The organism is Brevibacterium sp. Lmc1, assembly GCF_057654315.1.
The window spans coordinates 1,083,431-1,099,347 of record NZ_CM172803.1 but is presented as its reverse complement, the minus strand read 5'-3'; the positions used below and the strand labels follow the sequence as shown (position 1 = coordinate 1,099,347).

Below are 15,917 nucleotides of genomic sequence, written 5' to 3'. Positions count from 1 at the left end.
CGCGGCCCATCGCAGACTGGATCCATGAGAGATTCCCACACGCAGACATCATCGACCTCCGCCGAGGCGGTTCCGACCTCGGCCCTCGCCGAGGCTGCTCCCGGTCACGCACCCGACGTCGAGCCCGCCCCCACCGTAGGCCATCCTGCCCCCGTCCTCTGGCCGCTCCACCTCGGTGCGTTCCTCGCGACGTTCATGTTCTCCGTCTCAAACGTCGCGATCCCCGCGGTGCAGGCCGACATCGGTGCGAGTGATGCGACCTCGGCGCTCATCGTCGGTCTGTTCTCCGCCGCCTTCGCCTCCGGCCTCATCCTCTGCGGTCGCATCGGGGACCGCTTCGGGCGTCGCCGCCTGTTCATGATCGGCACTGGCGCGCTCGTCATCACCTCAATCGCCGTCGGACTGGCACCCGATCCGCTCTTCCTGCTCGTGGCTCGCGCAACCCAGGGTTCGGCAGCGGCGGTGATGATGCCGCAGATCCTCGCGAGCTTCCAGCATTCGCTGTCCGGGGCCGCACGGTTGAAGGCGATCAGCCTCTTCGGCGCATTCTCCGGAGTCGGCACCGTCGGTGGTCAGGTCCTCGGCGGCGGACTCATCTCCCTCTTCGGCCAGACCTGGGGGTGGCGGGCGGCGTTCCTCAGCTGCGCGATCGCTGCCGCAGCCGCCTATCTCGGTTCCCTGCGTCTGACCGAATCACGCAGCATCGACCCGGCACCCCTCGACGCCCCCGGCGCAATCCTCCTCGGCGTGGGCATGATGAGCCTCGTCACCGGACTGGCGCTGGGACCGGTCACCGGCTGGCTTCCGCTGCCCGCAACCCTCTTGGCAGCCTGCGCTGCAGCTCTCACCGCGTTCGCACTCTGGCAGAACCGCGCCGAGGCGGCCGGACGTGACCCCCTCATTCCGCCACAGGTGGTTCGCATCCCTGCCGCATGGATCGGGATGCTCATGGCCTTCGTGTTCTTCGCCGGCTTCGGCACGTTCCTCTACAACTTCGCGCTCACATCGCAGACCGGCCATGGTGACCCCGCCGCCGTCTCCGGACTCACGCTCGGCCTCTTCGCCGCAGCTTTCCTCATCACCTCTCTCCTCGTCCCCCGTGCCGTCGGTCGACTCGGCGGGCCCGGCACGATGGTCCTCGGCACGACCCTGCAGGCGATCAGCCTTCTCGGGGTGGCTTGGGCGTCGGCGACGGCCCCAGCCACAGAATGGAATCTGTGGTTCCAGCTTCCGGGAGTCGTCCTCGGCGCAGCTCAGGCTCTCCAGTTCGGTCCTCTTGTCGGCACCGTGGTCGGAGCGGTCCCCGACCGAGTGGCCGGGCTGAGCGGCGGTCTCATCGCAACGATGCAGCAGGCGGGCATCGCCGTGGGCGTGGCACTGCTCGGAGCGCTCTTCCATGTCTTCACGCTCAGCCTCGGCCATGACAATGCCTTCGCCGTGGCATGCCTCGTTCAGGTCGGGCTGTGCCTGGCCTTCGGAACGGGCGCTCTGGCACTCCTCAGGCTCGGATCGCGTCGATGATCCGCACCCGAGTGGCGACGACAGCAGGCACCGATCCTGCCAGCGCTCCGGCTCCGACCGAGACGAGCATGCCCACGATCGCGGCAGAGATCGGGACCTGCGGAGTACTCGCACCGTCGAACATGAACTCAGAGACGAGCGGCGCCTTGAGCACGAGCACGGCGATGAGAACGCCGACAGCGCCTGCGATGGTCGTCGCGACGACGCTCTCCATCATCACGGAGAAGAAGATGCGCCGACTCGTCGCCCCGAAGGATCTGCGGATGCCGATCTCCCTGATCCGCTGTTGGATCGTCACAAGAGAGATGTTGAGCAGGCCGAGCATACCCATGAAGAGAATGAGGATGCTGATGACCAACAGCACGTTCTTCACCGGACCCAGTGTTTCATCGATGTCCGAGGCGAAATCGGTTCTGTCCGCACTGACGTCGAAGCCGGGCAGCTGCCGTCTGAGATCACTCGTCACCTGTTTGCTCAGCTCCTCACCGACCTCGGGCGGCACCCACATCTCGAATTCGGTGACGGCGTAGGCGTCTGCGGCGAACTGCTTCTCCTGCCCGTTGAGGACGTAGATCTCCCCGTACTCCTGGAATTCGGAGGAGGGCACCGAACCGATGACCGTGGCCGTCTTCTTCGGGGAACCGGACAGCTCGATCGTGGCCGGCAGGGAAGTCGGGTCGATGCCGTATTCGCTGAGGAAAGTCTCATCGGCGACGACGGCCGGCGACAGGTTCGCGGCGTCACCGGCGGTGAACCACCTGCCGTGATCGACGGAGAGTCGGCGCATGACGTCGAAATCCGGGTCGACGATGTACATCGAGGCGCTGACGGTGCCAGCCGGTCCCGGCACCGTGGTTTCGGCCTGACCGTAGGCGGAGATGTGGCTGATTCCGAAACGGTCGGCGGTCTCGTCGAGTGCTGACCGGACCTTCTCGACCTCGGATTCGCCCATCTCGGACTCGGTCGGATTGAGGCTCAGGGTGTAGGTCGCGGCTCGACCACCCTGCTGCTCGTACGAGTCGGCAAGCCCCTTCTGCATCATGTTCCCGAACCCGACGACGAGGGTCAGTGCACACACTGCCACGCCCACGCCGATCAGGGACATCAGCACGCGCACCTTGTGCACCCTCAGTTCCTGCCAGGCCTCGACGATCGATGCGGCGAATCCTGTGATCATCGGCTCTCACCCGCCAGCGCCTCGGCGGTGGCCCCGTCGAGGACCGGATGGAGACACCCCTGACTGAGCGAGAACTGTCGAGTGGCCATGTTCGCCACCCCGAGATCATGGGTGATCGTGATGAGCGCGGCACCCGAGTCCTTGGTGATGCCGTCGAGGATCTCCATGACCTGACGCCCCGTCTCAACGTCCAGGGCGCCCGTCGGCTCGTCGGCGAGCACGAGCTTCGGCTCACGCACCAGCGCGCGTGCGATCGCGACTCTCTGCTGCTCACCTCCGGAGAGACGGTTCGGCTTCGCCTCGATCCGGTCGCCGAGGCCGAGGCGCTCGAGCATGGCTTCGGCCGATCTCCGCCGATTGCGGAACTTCCGTCCAGTGGCGTACATCAGTGGGGCTTCGACGTTTTCGACCGCGGTGCGTCCGGGCAGGAGGTTGAACTGCTGGAAGACGAATCCGATGTCCCGTCCTCTGATCGCTGCGGCCCTGTTCCGGGAGATCTTCTGCACGGGTTCACCTGCGAACTCCATGTCCCCGGTCGTCGGCGCGTCGAGGAGTCCGAGGATGTTGAGCAGCGTCGATTTGCCGGTGCCGGAGCGACCGACGATGCCGATGTGCTCCCCCACCCCCACCTCGAGGTCGATATCGGCAAGGATCGTGAGCAGCTGATCGTCAGCGATCGGCACCGAACGCGACACATGTCGCAGCGAGAGCAGAGTCTCTGCCGCCGTCGGCTCCGGGCGGCTCACCAGTCCTCTCCCTCGCCGAACTCGTCATCCATGCCGCCCTCGGAACTCTCATCTTCAGGTTCGGTGCCGGGAACGAACTCATCGATCTCCTCACCTTCGTCCAGGCCCGACTTCACTTCGACCATGGACCCGTCGTTGAGGCCGATCTCGACCTCACGCTCCTCGGACTTACCACCGTCTCCGGTCACCCAGACTGATCCCTTCTCGGTGAGTCCGCGCACCGCGGTCACCGGAACGACGATGACGTCCTTCGCCTCTCCCGCATCGATGGTCATAGTGAGATCGAGGCTGTTGTAGACGGTGACATCGTCGGGGATGGCACAGATCAGCTGCGGACCGTCTCCGGAACCTCCCTCCGAGCCTTCGGCGGCAGAACCGTCGTCACCTGCGCTTTCAGCCCCTGGGTCCTCGGACTCCTCCTCGCTCGTCGACGACGATGCCGAGGCTGTACCCGGCCCCTGGTCGAGTCTGAGACCCGTGCAGTCGAAGGGCTTCGGGCCCTCGTCGATTGCGATGTTCGCGGTGTCCGGAAGCTCCTGCACCCGGTAGAGATCGGTCGCCTTGATCGGCGCCTTGGCGGTGAAGGTCTTCTTCAGCAGCTCGGTCACCTGGGTGTCGGCAGAGACTGTGTCACCCTGCTCGACGGAGAAATCACCCACCGTGCCGTCTTCCGCAGCGATCACCGAATGATACTTCGGCTTGGCCGGGGTCGACGGGTCACCTCCCGATGCCTCATCCCCGCCATCCGAGTCTGCTGTCTCGGCATCGTCGCTGCCGCCGTCCGGCTCTTCGGGCGCCTCCTGCTCACCCTCGCTTCTGACCTGGAACAGCTCCGCGCCTTTGAATACCTCATCACCGGGCTTGACGAAGAGATGGTTGACCACGCCGTCGTGGTCGGCTTTGACCGCAGTCGGGGAGTCGACGTTGATGCGTCCCTTGACTTCGATTGTGTTGGAGATGTCGCCGCGTTCGGCGGTGATGGTGGATTCCGCCGGCTCCCCACTGGCACCGACATCGTCGAATTCGTCGTCGGCAGCCGGTTTGAAGGCGATCCAGCCGAGGAATACAGCGATGAGGATGAGGACGAGGAGGAAGGCCAGCGGCAGAACCACTCTGCGGAAAATGTGCATGATTCCTTAGGGATGGGAAACGAGGATGCGTCCACACTATCCAGTGAATGTCCCGGTCAGATGATGTTTCTGTCACGAGTGGATAACAGTGTCCTTGTCGCAATCATGTGGCCCCGCCCACTCGTTTTGTCCACCGAGGCCGCTCTCGACTAGACTGATTCACGGCTCCCCGTGCGGCGTCATCTTGTGAACTCCCCCAGGGCCGGAAGGCAGCAAGGGTAAGCGAGCTCTGTCGGGTGCACGGGGAGTCCTCTATTCCCCAACATCACAATTCCACAACTCCCCCTCTCCCTCATCTGCCCAGGTCAGGTCTGCCTACACGGCCCTCCGAGCGCCGGAATCGGGGCGAAGAAGCGAAAGCGTTAATACTTTCGTGATTTTGCTTCATTACCATGATTCGCAGTTCTCATCCCTGTGTTCAAACGAGGTTTCCCTGTTGTCCACGAAGATCCAAGGGGCCATTGCCGCCCTTTCGGCACTGGCCCTGCTCACGGCGTGCACACCGTCGAGCGACGATCCCGACGCGACCCGCAATGGCGCGAACAAGACCGCCGAGGCGGCCGCGGATCCCGTGTTCCGCGTCGGAGCCATCACCTCCGAGGCAGCAGAATCCGCGTCCGAATCGACGCCGACGTCGCAGCCCAGCGATGCGACCTCCTCAGCTGAGCCGAGTGAGTCCGCCGATGCGGCGACCGCGATGCCCGGCGCCGGGGACTTCGGCGAGGTGACCGAATCCGGCGACGACATCGACCTCGAGGCCGGCCAGCGGATCGGCATCTCCGTCGAGAACGCCGACCTCAGTGACATCTCCGTCACCGAGGAGGCCCACCCCCGGATCGGGCACGATCCCGGCACGTTCTTCGACGCTTCGGGCACCGCGCTCGAGACAGATGACGACGCCCAAGCCGGTTCGTCGACACCGAGCTCCACCGAGTCCGGGACGGCCGACGATGGTTCGAAGGACGCCGAAACAGACGACAAGGACACCGCCGAGGTGGTCGCCGCCCCGGACGAATCCGCCGCCTGGATCTCGACCTACGGCCTCGTCGCCGACAGCGAATACACCGTGAAAGTCACCGCCACCACTGCCGGCGGAGACGAAGTCGACCTCGACGCAACGATCACCGTCGGTGACAGCGACGGCGCCCCGATGTCGGTACGTACAACGCTCGCCGACGATCAGACGGTCGGCGTCGCCGCCCCCATCATGCTCAACTTCGGTTCCACCGTGTCCAAGGACTTCCGCGACGATGTCGAACGCCGCCTCTCGGTCAAGGTCACCGATGAAGACGGCAAGGAGCGGGAGGTCGAGGGCTCCTGGGGTTGGCTCTACGACGATCCGCAGTCCCGCCTGCATTTCCGCCCGAAGGAATTCTGGCCCGCTCATTCGAAGGTCTCCGTCGACGTTCCGCTCAAGGATGTGCCGACGGGAGAGAACAGCGTCGGTCAGAACGACCTCACCCTCGACTTCGAGATCGGACGCAAGCAGGTCGTCAAGGCCGATGCGCAGTCCCATCGCATGACCGTCACTCGTGACGGCAAGACCGTCATGGACTTCCCTGCCTCGCTCGGCGCACCGAAGTCCCCGTCCTACAACGGCACGCATGTGGTCATGTCGAAGGCCGCCGACTATACGATGACCTCCGAACAATGGGACTACGAGACCGATGTGCAGTGGGCGGTGCGCATCCACAACAACGGAGAATTCATCCACGCCGCCCCGTGGTCGGCAGGCGTCCAAGGTTCGCAGAACGTCTCCCACGGCTGCATCAATCTCACCACCGAACGGGCCAAGGAGTACTACGACTCCGCGATCTTCGGCGATCCCGTCGAGGTCACCGGTTCCCAAGTGAGCCTGTCGACCAATGACAGCGACATCTCGGACTGGGTGTACTCCTGGGATGAGTGGAAGAAGCTGAGCGCCCTCGATTGAGAGCGCCCAGCTTGCTTGCCTGACTGATGCGGCAGGCTCCTCGCCGACGACTTACTTGTCGAGCTTCTTCACCGCTTTGTCGATCATCGGCACATAGCGTTCGAGCGTCCAGGGGACGGTGAGCGGGTTGATGATCGAGGATCCGGTGACGAAGGGCTGATCATCCGGAGCCACGACAGCCCCGGCCTTGATCGCCGGAATATTCGCATACAGTCCCTGCGATTCGATCTCTTTCCTGTTCTTCTCATCGGAGTAGAAAGTGAAGATGAGGTCCGAATCGTTGAGCTTGTCCGCGTTCTCCAGACCGATGAGCGCTGAATCCGTTCCCGGCTCGTCGTAGTCCTTCTTCAGCTCGTCGATGATCGGATCCGGGGTCAGTCCGAGCGCCGAGACCATCGCCACCCGCTGCTCGTTGGGGTAGAAGACGCCGAGGGTGCCGGGACCCGAGTTGTAGATGAAGGAGAACGTGAGGTCCTTGTATTCCTCTCGCTTCGCCTCTTTCAGCTGCGTCTTGATGTCGTCGACGAGGCCTTCTGATTCCTCTTCCTGACCGAGCGCCTTGCCGATCGTGGTGATCTGCTCATCCCACTTGATCGTCCACGGCTGCTTCGGGTAAGCCACGGTCGGGGCGATGGCATCGAGCTGCTTGTACTGCTCGGCCGTGATTCCCGACCAGGGGGCGAGGATGACATCCGGTTCGAGTTCGGCGATGGCTTCGACGTCGAGTTCCGTATCCCCCTGGAACTGTTCGGGCAGCTTCTCACCCTTGTCCTTCACGGCCTCGTAGATCCACGGCATGTAGCCGGTGTCATCGGATCCCCAGGCATATTCCTCCATGCCGACCGGCGTCTTGCCCAAAGCGATCGCAGTTTCCGTCGATCCCTGGCCGAGGGTGACGACGCGTTCGGGCTCGGATTCGATGACCGCTTCACCGAGTGCGTGCTTGATCGTCACGGTCTCGAAATTCGCGGACCCGGATTCCTCCGCGGCCTGCGATCCCTGCCCGCAGGCGGTGGCGGTGAGCGAGAGCGCGACGAGCGCTCCGGCGATGACGGCCCGGCGGCTGTGAGGAACTGACATTCCTGTCCTTTCGACAGTGGTCGGAGCCTGATACGACCCCTCGACATTAACGTAGGCCAGCCTAACTTAACCTACTGCCGTTTCCGCAACACCTGTGAGCCACTTCACTTAAGTCATCCTCATCTGCTGACAGCAGAAACCCTCGCCGAGGCGGCCCTACCGACCGTAGGCTCACCCCATGACCGACATGCTCCCGCACAGCCCGACCCCGCCGCCGCTGTGGCGTGAGGCGCTCGGCCGCGCTCTCCGACTGCGCCGCACCGATTTGGGTCTCACACTGGCTCAGGTCTCCCACCGGTCCGGGGTCTCGACCCAGTTCCTCTCCGAGATCGAACGCGGGCTCAAGGACCCGTCGTCGGAGGTCATCGAGGCAGTGGCCGAGGTGCTCGAGCTCCAGCTGCCGCAGGTCCTCGTGCTCGCTGCCTTCGGCCTGACTTCCGGGGTCCCTGCGACCGCGCTGCTGTCGGCGACCGATATGACGCGAGCCGCACCTGCTCCGCCGGCAGCGGGTCAGGTACGGCTCGCCCTCGCGGCCTGAACGGCTCAGCCGTTCCCGGCCTCGAGCCGGTTCGCCCGCAGCACCTCGAGTCGGGCACGATATTCGGCCTCCTCGATATCCCCCTGGGCGAAGCGCTGGGCCAGAGTCGCCTCGGCGCTCCTTGTTCCCTCTCGTGCCGCAGCCGCCCACGGCGGTCCCCCGGCCTGCCGCCACCGGCGACGGTTGAGGGTCACGATGAGGGTGACGATGAGTCCGATGACGAGGACCCAGAAGATCGGAATGAGGAAGAAGAACGGCCAGGCCAGCGGTCCGTGTTCCATGTGCATGATGCCTCCTTGGCGGGTGTCCACGCCGTTCGTGGACCTGACATCAATGACACACCGCAAGCCGGTCGCTGCGAATCCGCCGAAGGGAGTCACCTGCGCTGCTCCGCACGGAGCAGAACTCAGTGCTCGTTCAGCCAACCGGAGAGACCAGCCCCGATTCGTAGGCGAGGACGACGAGGTGGACGCGGTCTCTGGCCCCGACCTTCGTCATGATGCGCGAGACATGGGTCTTCGCGGTCAGCGGGGAGAGCACGAGCGATTCGGCGATCTCGTCGTTCGACTGACCGCGGCCGACGAGCGCGAGAACTTCGCGTTCGCGGTCGGTGAGAACGTCGAGCCCGGAGTCGGGTTCTGCCTTCAGCCCCAAGGACATGCGGGAGAGCAGGTATTTCGTGACTTCGGGCGAGAGCAGGGCCTCACCGGCGGCCACGACGCGCACGGCGCGGATGAGGTCGGTCGGGTCGGTGTCCTTCAACAGGAAGCCGCTCGCCCGGGCGCGCACGGCGCGGACGATGTATTCGTCGAGTCCGAAGGTCGTCACGAGCACCACGCGGACGGCATCGAACCGCGGATCGGCGGCGATCTCCTCCGTCGCCCACAGTCCGTCTCCGTCGGGCATGCGGATGTCCATGAGGACGACGTCGGCGGGTGCTGTGCGCAGTGCTTCGAGCAGGGCGTTCCCGCCGGAGGCTTGGATCGTGACCTCGATATCGTCTTCGGAATCGAGCAGTGAGGCGAAGCCGGCGCGCACGAGCTGATGGTCATCGGCGATGGCGACTCGGATCGGTGTCATCGATGCGGCTCCTCGTCTGGCAGCTCTGCATGGTCGGCGTTCCAGGGGAGGTCGACGTCGACGACGGTGCCCTGCCGACCCTTCGAGGTCAGGGTGAGTGACCCTTTCAGCAGCTTCGCCCGCTCGCGCATGCCCATGATTCCCGTCCCTTCGACTCCGTCTGGGAGTCCTGTCCCATCATCGCTGATGCTCACCTGCAGCCGATCCGAGTTCCGTGCGATGACGACCCGTGCGCTGCCGGCGCCGGCATGTCTGAGCACGTTCGTCAGTGCTTCCTGGATGATCCGATAGGCGGCTGCGTCCGTTGACTGGCCGGGCGCCTCTCTCACACCCTCGGCGTCCGTATCCCGCCGGTCGTCCACCCTGAAGTCAGTGGAGCCGACGAGGCGGGAGACCAGCGCCGGAACGGCGTCGAGTCCGAGGACCGGAGCCAAGGGCGCCGGTTCTGAGGCTTCCGCAGCACCGGTGTCGGAGCGCATCGTATGCAGCACGGTGCGGACTTCGTTGAGCCCTGTGCGGCTGAGTTCTCTGATGGCCGCGAGTGCGGACCGTGCCTGTTCGGGATCGCGGTCGATGAGGTGTTCGCCGACTCCGGCTTGGACGTTGATCTGGGACAGAGCATGGCCGAGGACGTCGTGGAGGTCCCGGGCGATGCGCAGTCGTTCGGCCTGGACGACCTCGGCGTGGCGTGCGTTCTGCTGGGCTGCCTCCTGGCGACGGAGCTCGCTGCGGCGGCGGACGAATGCGCCGATGCCCACGGCGATGGCGAGTCCCATCGTCGCCGAGACCACCCGTCCTACCGACCAGTCGATTCCCAGCAGGGGACCCAGCAGCAGGCAGCCCGCCCAGACTCCCGCCGCCGAGGCGATCGCCCAGAATGCCTTTCCGCGGACGATCGCGGCAACGACGGCGAAGAGGAAGCCGGCGTAGAACGGCGTCGTCCCGGGCCCGGCCTCCGCGGGCGGCCAGGGACCGCGGTCGCTCCACGCACCCGGTCCCATACCGAAACTGCCGGGGCCCGGATCGGGAGTCGCCGCCGCCCACACCAGGACGTCGAGGAGGACGAGCCCTGCCAGTACGGCCACGCGCGGTCCGGGCCACCGCACTGCGAAGAGGAAGATCGCCGGTGAGAGGACCGCGGTGCCGATGCGGATGATCATCGCGGCCGCAGACGTCTCGGTCGCAGCGGCGAGGACGATGGAGAACGGCAGCTGGAGCACCGCTGCGGCGACGGTGAGCAGGACGACTCGTCGGCGCGCGCGGCGGTCTGGACGGTCCGGTCTCATTCTCCGATCGTAGCGACCCGCGCCCGGGGCCGTCGTCATCCTCGGGGAGTATCTCGACCCACCTCGGTGAGAGTACGCGGTCAGAGGATGACGTCGACGAGTCCGAAGTCCCGTGCCGCCTTCGCGTCGAGGACGAGGTCGCGATCGAAGTCACGGTGGATCTGCTCCGGGGTCCGACCGGTGCTGTCGGCGAGCATCTCTTCGACGTCCCGCCGCTGCCGGACGATCTCGTCTGCGGCGACGATGAGGTCGGGGATCGTGCCCCGCGCCCCTTCGGCATGCGGCTGTCGCAGCACGGCGCGGGCGTGGGCGAGCATGGCCCGCTGGCCGGGTTCTCCGGCGGCCAGGAGCACGGCCGCATCGGCGACGGCCTGCCCGACGCAGGTTGTGGCCACGGGCGCGCCGATGTGGTGCATTGCGTCGAAGATCGCCGTCATCGCGGTCAGGGAGCCGCCCGGGGAATTGATGTACATGCTGATCGGCAGGTCCCGGCTGCTCGAATCGAGGTGGAGCAGCTGCGCGATGATCGTGTTCGCCACGCCGTCGTCGATGGGCACGCCGAGGTAGACGATGCGGTTGCCGAGCAGATGCGAGTAGACGTCGACGATCTTCTCACTGCCACCGGTTCGGTCGACGACGTTGGGGATCGTGTACTGACTCATCGGCTTCCTCCGATCTGAGCTCGCAGGTCGGACGGGGAGTCGATGACGCGATCGATGAGTCCGTACTCGATCGCTTCTTCGGCGGTGAACCACCGGTCGCGCAGGGAGTCTTCGAAGATGCGGTCGTAGGTCTTTCCGGTCGCCTCGGCTATCCGGTGCAGGACGGTGTCTCTGACCGATCGGAGGTCGTCGCCCTGGAGTTCGATGTCGGCGGCGGCTCCGCCGATTCCGCTCGATCCTTGGTGGAGGAGGATGCGCGCGTGGGGCAGGGCGAGGCGTCGTCCGGGCGTTCCCATGCTGAGAACGAATTGTCCCGCCGAGGCGGCCCACCCGAAGGCGATCGTGACCACGTCGTTGGGCAGAGCGGCGATGGTGTCGGCGATCGCGTGCATCATCGGCACGGAGCCTCCGGGAGAGTTGATCCACAGGTGGATATCGGAACGCGGATCCTCGGCGGAGAGGAGGACGAGTCGGGAGACGATCTCCATTCCGTTCTCGTCGCGCAGCTCGCCGTTGAAGACGACGGACCGGTAGGCGTAGAGCATGCGCTGGGATTCGGGGATCGCGGTGGCCGCGTCGGTCTCGTCGGAGCCGGAGAACAGAGGTGGTCGGCTGTGGGGCGAAGAGTTGAGAGTGAACATGCGTCCACACTGGCAGTGCCGGTGGGAGTGGGAAACCCTGATCCGCTCGGCGCAGACGTCTGCCGCTGTGAGCGGACGGACTCCGTTTCTCTGAACCGCCCGCACAGGCCCGCGTGCTAGCATCGACGCACTGGTTAGGGGGCGAGATGATGGCGAATATGTGGCTGACTCTGCAGCTGCTCGTCGTCGTGCTCTCTTCCGACCTCGACTCGGTCGTACCCCAGTCCCCCACTCATCTCATCGTCCTGGCTCTCCTCGGTGCGGCCCTGCTCACGCCGATCGCCGCATGGGCGAGCATGGCTCTGCTGCGTGTGCTCTCGCTGTCGGCGCGCCCGCCGTCTCTGCCGGGCACGCGCCGAAACATCCGCGAATTCCGCATGCCGGAGGAGCCCGGGACTCCGGGTACGGCTCTGCCCAGAGCCCCCTCTTCCGTCGTTCACGCCATCGCCTGAACGACCTGTTCCGTACGGAACGTCTCCCCGCCTCGGCGCGGGCAATTGTCATCAATCGTCACGGTGATGGCCTTCAACGGCCCATTCAACCGCGCCTCAGTGCGCCCTGTCCGAAGGACACTCACCTGTGAACATCTACGAATTCCTGCCCATCCGCCTGCTCGTCGAGGCCGCCTACACGGTGGTCACGGGGATCAGCGACATTCTCGAACCGCTCGCCGGCGGCTTCAGCGCCGCCCTGGCCGTCATCGTGCTCACCGTCCTGGTCCGCGCCGTGCTCATCCCCGTCGGGGTGTCCCAGGTCAGGGCAGGCATCACTCGGAAACGACTGGCCCCGAAGATCAAAGAGCTGCAGACGAAGTACAAGAAGCAGCCCGAACTCATGCAGCAGAAGCTCATGGAGCTGTACAAAGAGGAGAATGCCTCCCCCTTCGCCGGATGCCTGCCGGTGCTGGCACAGACCCCAGTGCTCATGGCCGTCTATGGCCTCTTCATCAATGCGACGATCGGCGGGCACGCCAATGAGCTGCTCGGGCATACGCTCTTCGGCCTGCCTCTCAACACGAGCTTCGTCAGACTGCTCGGCGCCGGCGATCTGACCGGCACCGCGATCACGGTCTACCTCATCCTCGTCGTCCTCATCGCCGTCGTCGCGGGGTTCTCCCGACACCTGCTCACCCCGGCCACACCCGAGACCCCGACCGCTCCCTCGACGAAGACCGGAGCAGATGCTCCGGCGATGCCGGATCTGTCAGGCGTGATGAAGACCCTGAGCTTCATGCCTTTCCTCACCGCGATCTTCGCGCTCTTCGTCCCCTTGGCCGCCGCTCTCTACCTGGCGACGACGACCACGTGGACGCTCGGCGAACGGCTCGTCCTCAACCGCCTCCTCGGCGCGAACGATCCCCAGCCCGAACAGTCCTCTGCCACCCGCGGCTGAACCGGGACGCGACGCTGCCCGCAGCAACGACAGAGCCCGGGACGAAAGAACGGAATCTTTCGTCCCGGGCTCATTCCGGTTCGAACGCGTCGCTGAGAAGCGACGGCCGGTGCAGGGCCGCCTCGGTGATCAGGCGATGATCGGCTCCGGGCGGGTGCCGGCCACGACCTTGAGTGCGCCGTCAACGACCGTGGCACGCACGGTGCCGCCCTCATCGACCGCCTCGGTGACGAGGAGATCGGCGATGCGGTCGTCGAGCTCGCGCTGGATCGTGCGACGCAGCGGACGGGCACCGAACTCGGGTTCGTAGCCTTCATCGGCCAGCCAGTCGAGAGCCTCTGCCGAGACGTCGAGGGCGATGCCCTGAGCCTCGAGGCGCTGCTTCGACGCGGCCAGCTGGTGATCGACGATGGACCGCAGCTGCTCGCGATCGAGCCGCGAGAACATCACGGTGTCATCGATGCGGTTGATGAACTCCGGCCGCATGAACTCCTTGAGACGCCCCATGACCTTGGCCTTGAGATCCTTCTCCGCGTCTCCCGCAGCCCCGGAGGCGAAGCCCAGCGGAGTGCCGGACATGAACTCGGAGCCGAGGTTCGAGGTCATGATGACCACGGTGTTGCGGAAGTCGACCGTGCGGCCCTGACCGTCGGTGAGTCGTCCGTCGTCGAGGACCTGCAGCAGCAGGTTGAACGCATCCGGATGGGCCTTCTCGACCTCGTCGAGGAGGATGACCGAATACGGGCGACGGCGGACCTTCTCCGTCAGCTGCCCTGCCTCGTCGTAGCCGACGTAGCCGGGAGGAGCACCGACGAGGCGGGACACCGTGTGGCGTTCGCCGAACTCGCTCATATCGAAGCGGATCATGGCCGACTCGTCGTCGAACAGGGTCTGCGCCAGAGCCTTCGCCAGCTCAGTCTTGCCGACACCGGTGGGGCCGAGGAAGAGGAAGCTGCCGATGGGACGGTTGGGATCGGCCATACCGGTCTGGCTGCGGCGGATGGCGCGCGACACGGCGGTCACGGCTTCGTCCTGTCCGACCACGCGGTCGTGGAGGACCTCTTCCATGTTCGCCAGTCGTGCCTTCTGGCTCTGCGTCATCCGCGCTGCCGGGATTCCGGTGGCCCGGGAGACCACATGCGCGATCTCCTGCTCACCGATGATCGCCTCGGCGGCAGCGGTCTTCACGGCCTCCGCGTCCGGGTTCTCGGCGGATTCGATCCGAGCGGTCACCTCGTTGATCTCATCGCGGACACGGCCGGCACGCTCGTAGTCCTCGACCTCGATAGCGGACTTCTTCTCCGCTTCGAGTTCGGAGAGATTGAGCTTGAGCGCGTCGATATCGACCGCGGGTCCGCGCCTGAGCGACATCCGGGCGCCCGCCTGGTCGATGAGGTCGATGGCCTTGTCCGGCAGGAACCGGTCGGTGATGTAGCGGTTCGACAGCTCCACGGCCGCGCGGACCGCCTCTGCGGTGTAGGTGACCTCGTGGAACTCCGCGTACCGATCCTTCAGCCCGTCGATGATCGTCACCGCGTCCTCGACGCTCGGCTCGCCCACGGTCACCGGCTGGAAGCGACGTTCGAGAGCCGAATCCTTCTCGATGGTGCGGTACTCCTTGAGCGTGGTCGCGCCGATCATGTGCAGATCGCCGCGGGCCAGTCGCGGTTTGAGGATGTTGCCGGCGTCCATCGAGTTCGCCTCGCCGTTGCCGCCGGCGCCGACGAGGGTGTGGAGTTCATCGACGAAGACGATCATGTCCCCGTCGTCGGCGATCTCGTTGAGCGCTCCGGTCAGGCGCTCTTCGAAGTCACCGCGGTAGCGCGTGCCGGCGAGCATTCCGGGCATATCGAGCGCGATGATGCGCTTGCCCTGCAGCTGCTTGGGAACTTCGCCCGAGTGGATGGCCTGAGCGAGGCCTTCGGCGACCGCGGTCTTGCCGACACCGGCCTCGCCGAGGAGAACCGGGTTGTTCTTCGTCCGGCGGGCGAGGATCTCGATCGTCTGTTCGATCTCCTCCGAGCGGCCGATGACGGGATCGAGTTTGCCTTCGGCTGCGAGCTCGGTGAGGTCCGTGCCGAACTTCTCCAGCACGGATTCCTGACCGTCCTCACCTTCGGCCTCCTGGCCGGGGTGCATGCCTGCGGCTTCGGCCGCCTCGGCACCGGCCTGCAGTGCAGCCTGGGTGACGCCTGCCTGGGCGAGGATCCGACCGGCGGGCATCTCCTGGTTGAGCACGAAGGCGAAGAACATGTGTTCGGGATCGATGTAGGTCGACCCGAAGGCTCGCGCCACCTGGTAGGCGTCGAGCAGGGCGCGCTGGGCCGAACCGGTCAGCGTGGGCGTGGAATCCGCCTCGGTGTCGGTGCTGGCCGGAAGGCGCTCTTCGATCGCATGGGCGATGGCCTCGGGATCGGCGCCGGCCTGGCGCACGGCGGAGATTCCGGGTTCGGAATCGACCATGGTGCGCAGGATGTGGAGCGCGTCGACCTCGGACTGACCGTGTCGTCCTGCGAACTCCGCGGCCGCTTCGATGACCTCGTGGCTGCGCTTGCTCAGCAGTCGGTTGATGTCGACGGAACGGCCTCGGCGGGCTCCGGTCTGCCCCTGGAGGAAACGAGCGAGGAACTCGTCGAACGAGTCTCCGCCCGAGCCTGCGGGTCCGAAGAATGTGGCCAAAGCTGACCTCCTCTTTCAAAGTTGAGCGTATACGACTCAATCAACAGGTGCA

The 15,917-nt window shown here is 65.5% G+C and carries 15 protein-coding genes and 1 other RNA gene; 6 read left to right on the top strand and 10 right to left on the bottom strand.

What is annotated here, in order from left to right; translation table 11 throughout:
* The first annotated feature begins 24 nt into the window (after nucleotides 1-24).
* Nucleotides 25-1,521: an MFS transporter gene (locus AC239G_RS04700; RefSeq protein WP_487489910.1), complete on the top strand. Its 1,497-nt coding sequence runs from the start codon at nucleotides 25-27 to the stop codon at nucleotides 1,519-1,521.
* Here AC239G_RS04700 and AC239G_RS04695 read toward each other — a convergent pair.
* From AC239G_RS04695 to AC239G_RS04685, 3 genes are read right to left on the bottom strand one after another with little or no spacing between them, the layout of a single operon-like run.
* Complete coding sequence (locus AC239G_RS04695) at nucleotides 1,499-2,698, bottom strand: ABC transporter permease (protein WP_139469358.1); 1,200 nt, start codon at nucleotides 2,696-2,698, stop codon at nucleotides 1,499-1,501. The two genes, AC239G_RS04700 and AC239G_RS04695, sit on opposite strands and share 23 nt — an antisense overlap.
* Nucleotides 2,695-3,444 (bottom strand): ABC transporter ATP-binding protein, encoded by a 750-nt coding sequence (locus AC239G_RS04690; RefSeq protein WP_487489909.1) that lies wholly within the window; start codon nucleotides 3,442-3,444, stop codon nucleotides 2,695-2,697. Before AC239G_RS04690 ends, AC239G_RS04695 begins: the two co-directional genes overlap by 4 nt.
* Nucleotides 3,441-4,574 (bottom strand): permuted SH3 domain-containing protein, encoded by a 1,134-nt coding sequence (locus AC239G_RS04685; RefSeq protein WP_139469357.1) that lies wholly within the window; start codon nucleotides 4,572-4,574, stop codon nucleotides 3,441-3,443. The genes AC239G_RS04690 and AC239G_RS04685 overlap by 4 nt, the downstream gene beginning before the upstream one ends.
* 160 nt (nucleotides 4,575-4,734) lie before the next feature.
* On the opposite strand from AC239G_RS04685, the gene ffs reads away from it, so the two are divergent.
* Both ffs and AC239G_RS04675 read left to right on the top strand, forming a co-directional pair.
* Nucleotides 4,735-4,830, top strand: an RNA gene (ffs, locus tag AC239G_RS04680) — signal recognition particle sRNA small type.
* A gap of 180 nt (nucleotides 4,831-5,010) precedes the next feature.
* The gene (locus tag AC239G_RS04675) at nucleotides 5,011-6,507 is read left to right on the top strand and encodes a L,D-transpeptidase (protein ID WP_487489908.1); all 1,497 of its coding nucleotides are present in this window, start codon (nucleotides 5,011-5,013) and stop codon (nucleotides 6,505-6,507) included.
* A 51-nt stretch (nucleotides 6,508-6,558) separates the two neighbouring features.
* Here the strand turns inward: AC239G_RS04675 and AC239G_RS04670 are convergent, their stop codons facing one another.
* On the bottom strand, nucleotides 6,559-7,587 hold the full coding sequence (locus AC239G_RS04670) for an iron-siderophore ABC transporter substrate-binding protein (protein WP_139469356.1): 1,029 nt from the start codon (nucleotides 7,585-7,587) through the stop codon (nucleotides 6,559-6,561).
* A gap of 178 nt (nucleotides 7,588-7,765) precedes the next feature.
* Here AC239G_RS04670 and AC239G_RS04665 point away from each other — a divergent pair, with 178 nt between their 5' ends.
* A complete protein-coding gene (locus AC239G_RS04665) occupies nucleotides 7,766-8,125 on the top strand; it encodes a helix-turn-helix domain-containing protein (RefSeq protein WP_487489907.1) in 360 nt (119 codons plus the stop codon).
* Between the two features lie 5 nt (nucleotides 8,126-8,130).
* Here AC239G_RS04665 and AC239G_RS04660 read toward each other — a convergent pair whose 3' ends face one another.
* The 5 genes from AC239G_RS04660 to AC239G_RS04640 form a co-directional block, all read right to left on the bottom strand.
* The gene (locus AC239G_RS04660; protein WP_139469354.1) at nucleotides 8,131-8,412 is read right to left on the bottom strand and encodes an SHOCT domain-containing protein; all 282 of its coding nucleotides are present in this window, start codon (nucleotides 8,410-8,412) and stop codon (nucleotides 8,131-8,133) included.
* A 130-nt stretch (nucleotides 8,413-8,542) separates the two neighbouring features.
* Nucleotides 8,543-9,205 (bottom strand): response regulator, encoded by a 663-nt coding sequence (locus AC239G_RS04655; RefSeq protein ID WP_487489906.1) that lies wholly within the window; start codon nucleotides 9,203-9,205, stop codon nucleotides 8,543-8,545.
* Nucleotides 9,202-10,491, bottom strand: coding sequence for a sensor histidine kinase (locus tag AC239G_RS04650; protein ID WP_180345647.1), 1,290 nt, complete (start codon nucleotides 10,489-10,491; stop codon nucleotides 9,202-9,204). The genes AC239G_RS04655 and AC239G_RS04650 overlap by 4 nt, the downstream gene beginning before the upstream one ends.
* A gap of 80 nt (nucleotides 10,492-10,571) precedes the next feature.
* Entirely contained in the window at nucleotides 10,572-11,153 is a 582-nt protein-coding gene (locus tag AC239G_RS04645; protein WP_139469351.1) for a ClpP family protease, read from the bottom strand.
* Nucleotides 11,150-11,794 carry a ClpP family protease gene (locus AC239G_RS04640; RefSeq protein WP_139469350.1) on the bottom strand — a complete coding sequence of 215 codons (645 nt, stop codon included), beginning with the start codon at nucleotides 11,792-11,794 and terminating at the stop codon, nucleotides 11,150-11,152. The genes AC239G_RS04645 and AC239G_RS04640 overlap by 4 nt, the downstream gene beginning before the upstream one ends.
* 146 nt (nucleotides 11,795-11,940) lie before the next feature.
* Between AC239G_RS04640 and AC239G_RS04635 the strand changes: the two genes are divergently transcribed.
* Nucleotides 11,941-12,246, top strand: coding sequence for a hypothetical protein (locus AC239G_RS04635; protein WP_180345646.1), 306 nt, complete (start codon nucleotides 11,941-11,943; stop codon nucleotides 12,244-12,246).
* Nucleotides 12,247-12,373: 127 nt separating this feature from the next.
* A complete protein-coding gene (locus AC239G_RS04630) occupies nucleotides 12,374-13,186 on the top strand; it encodes a YidC/Oxa1 family membrane protein insertase (protein WP_139469349.1) in 813 nt (270 codons plus the stop codon).
* A 129-nt stretch (nucleotides 13,187-13,315) separates the two neighbouring features.
* On the opposite strand, the gene AC239G_RS04625 is transcribed toward AC239G_RS04630, so the two are convergent.
* Nucleotides 13,316-15,865, bottom strand: coding sequence for an ATP-dependent Clp protease ATP-binding subunit (locus tag AC239G_RS04625; RefSeq protein ID WP_139469348.1), 2,550 nt, complete (start codon nucleotides 15,863-15,865; stop codon nucleotides 13,316-13,318).
* Between the last annotated feature and the right edge of the window lie 52 nt (nucleotides 15,866-15,917).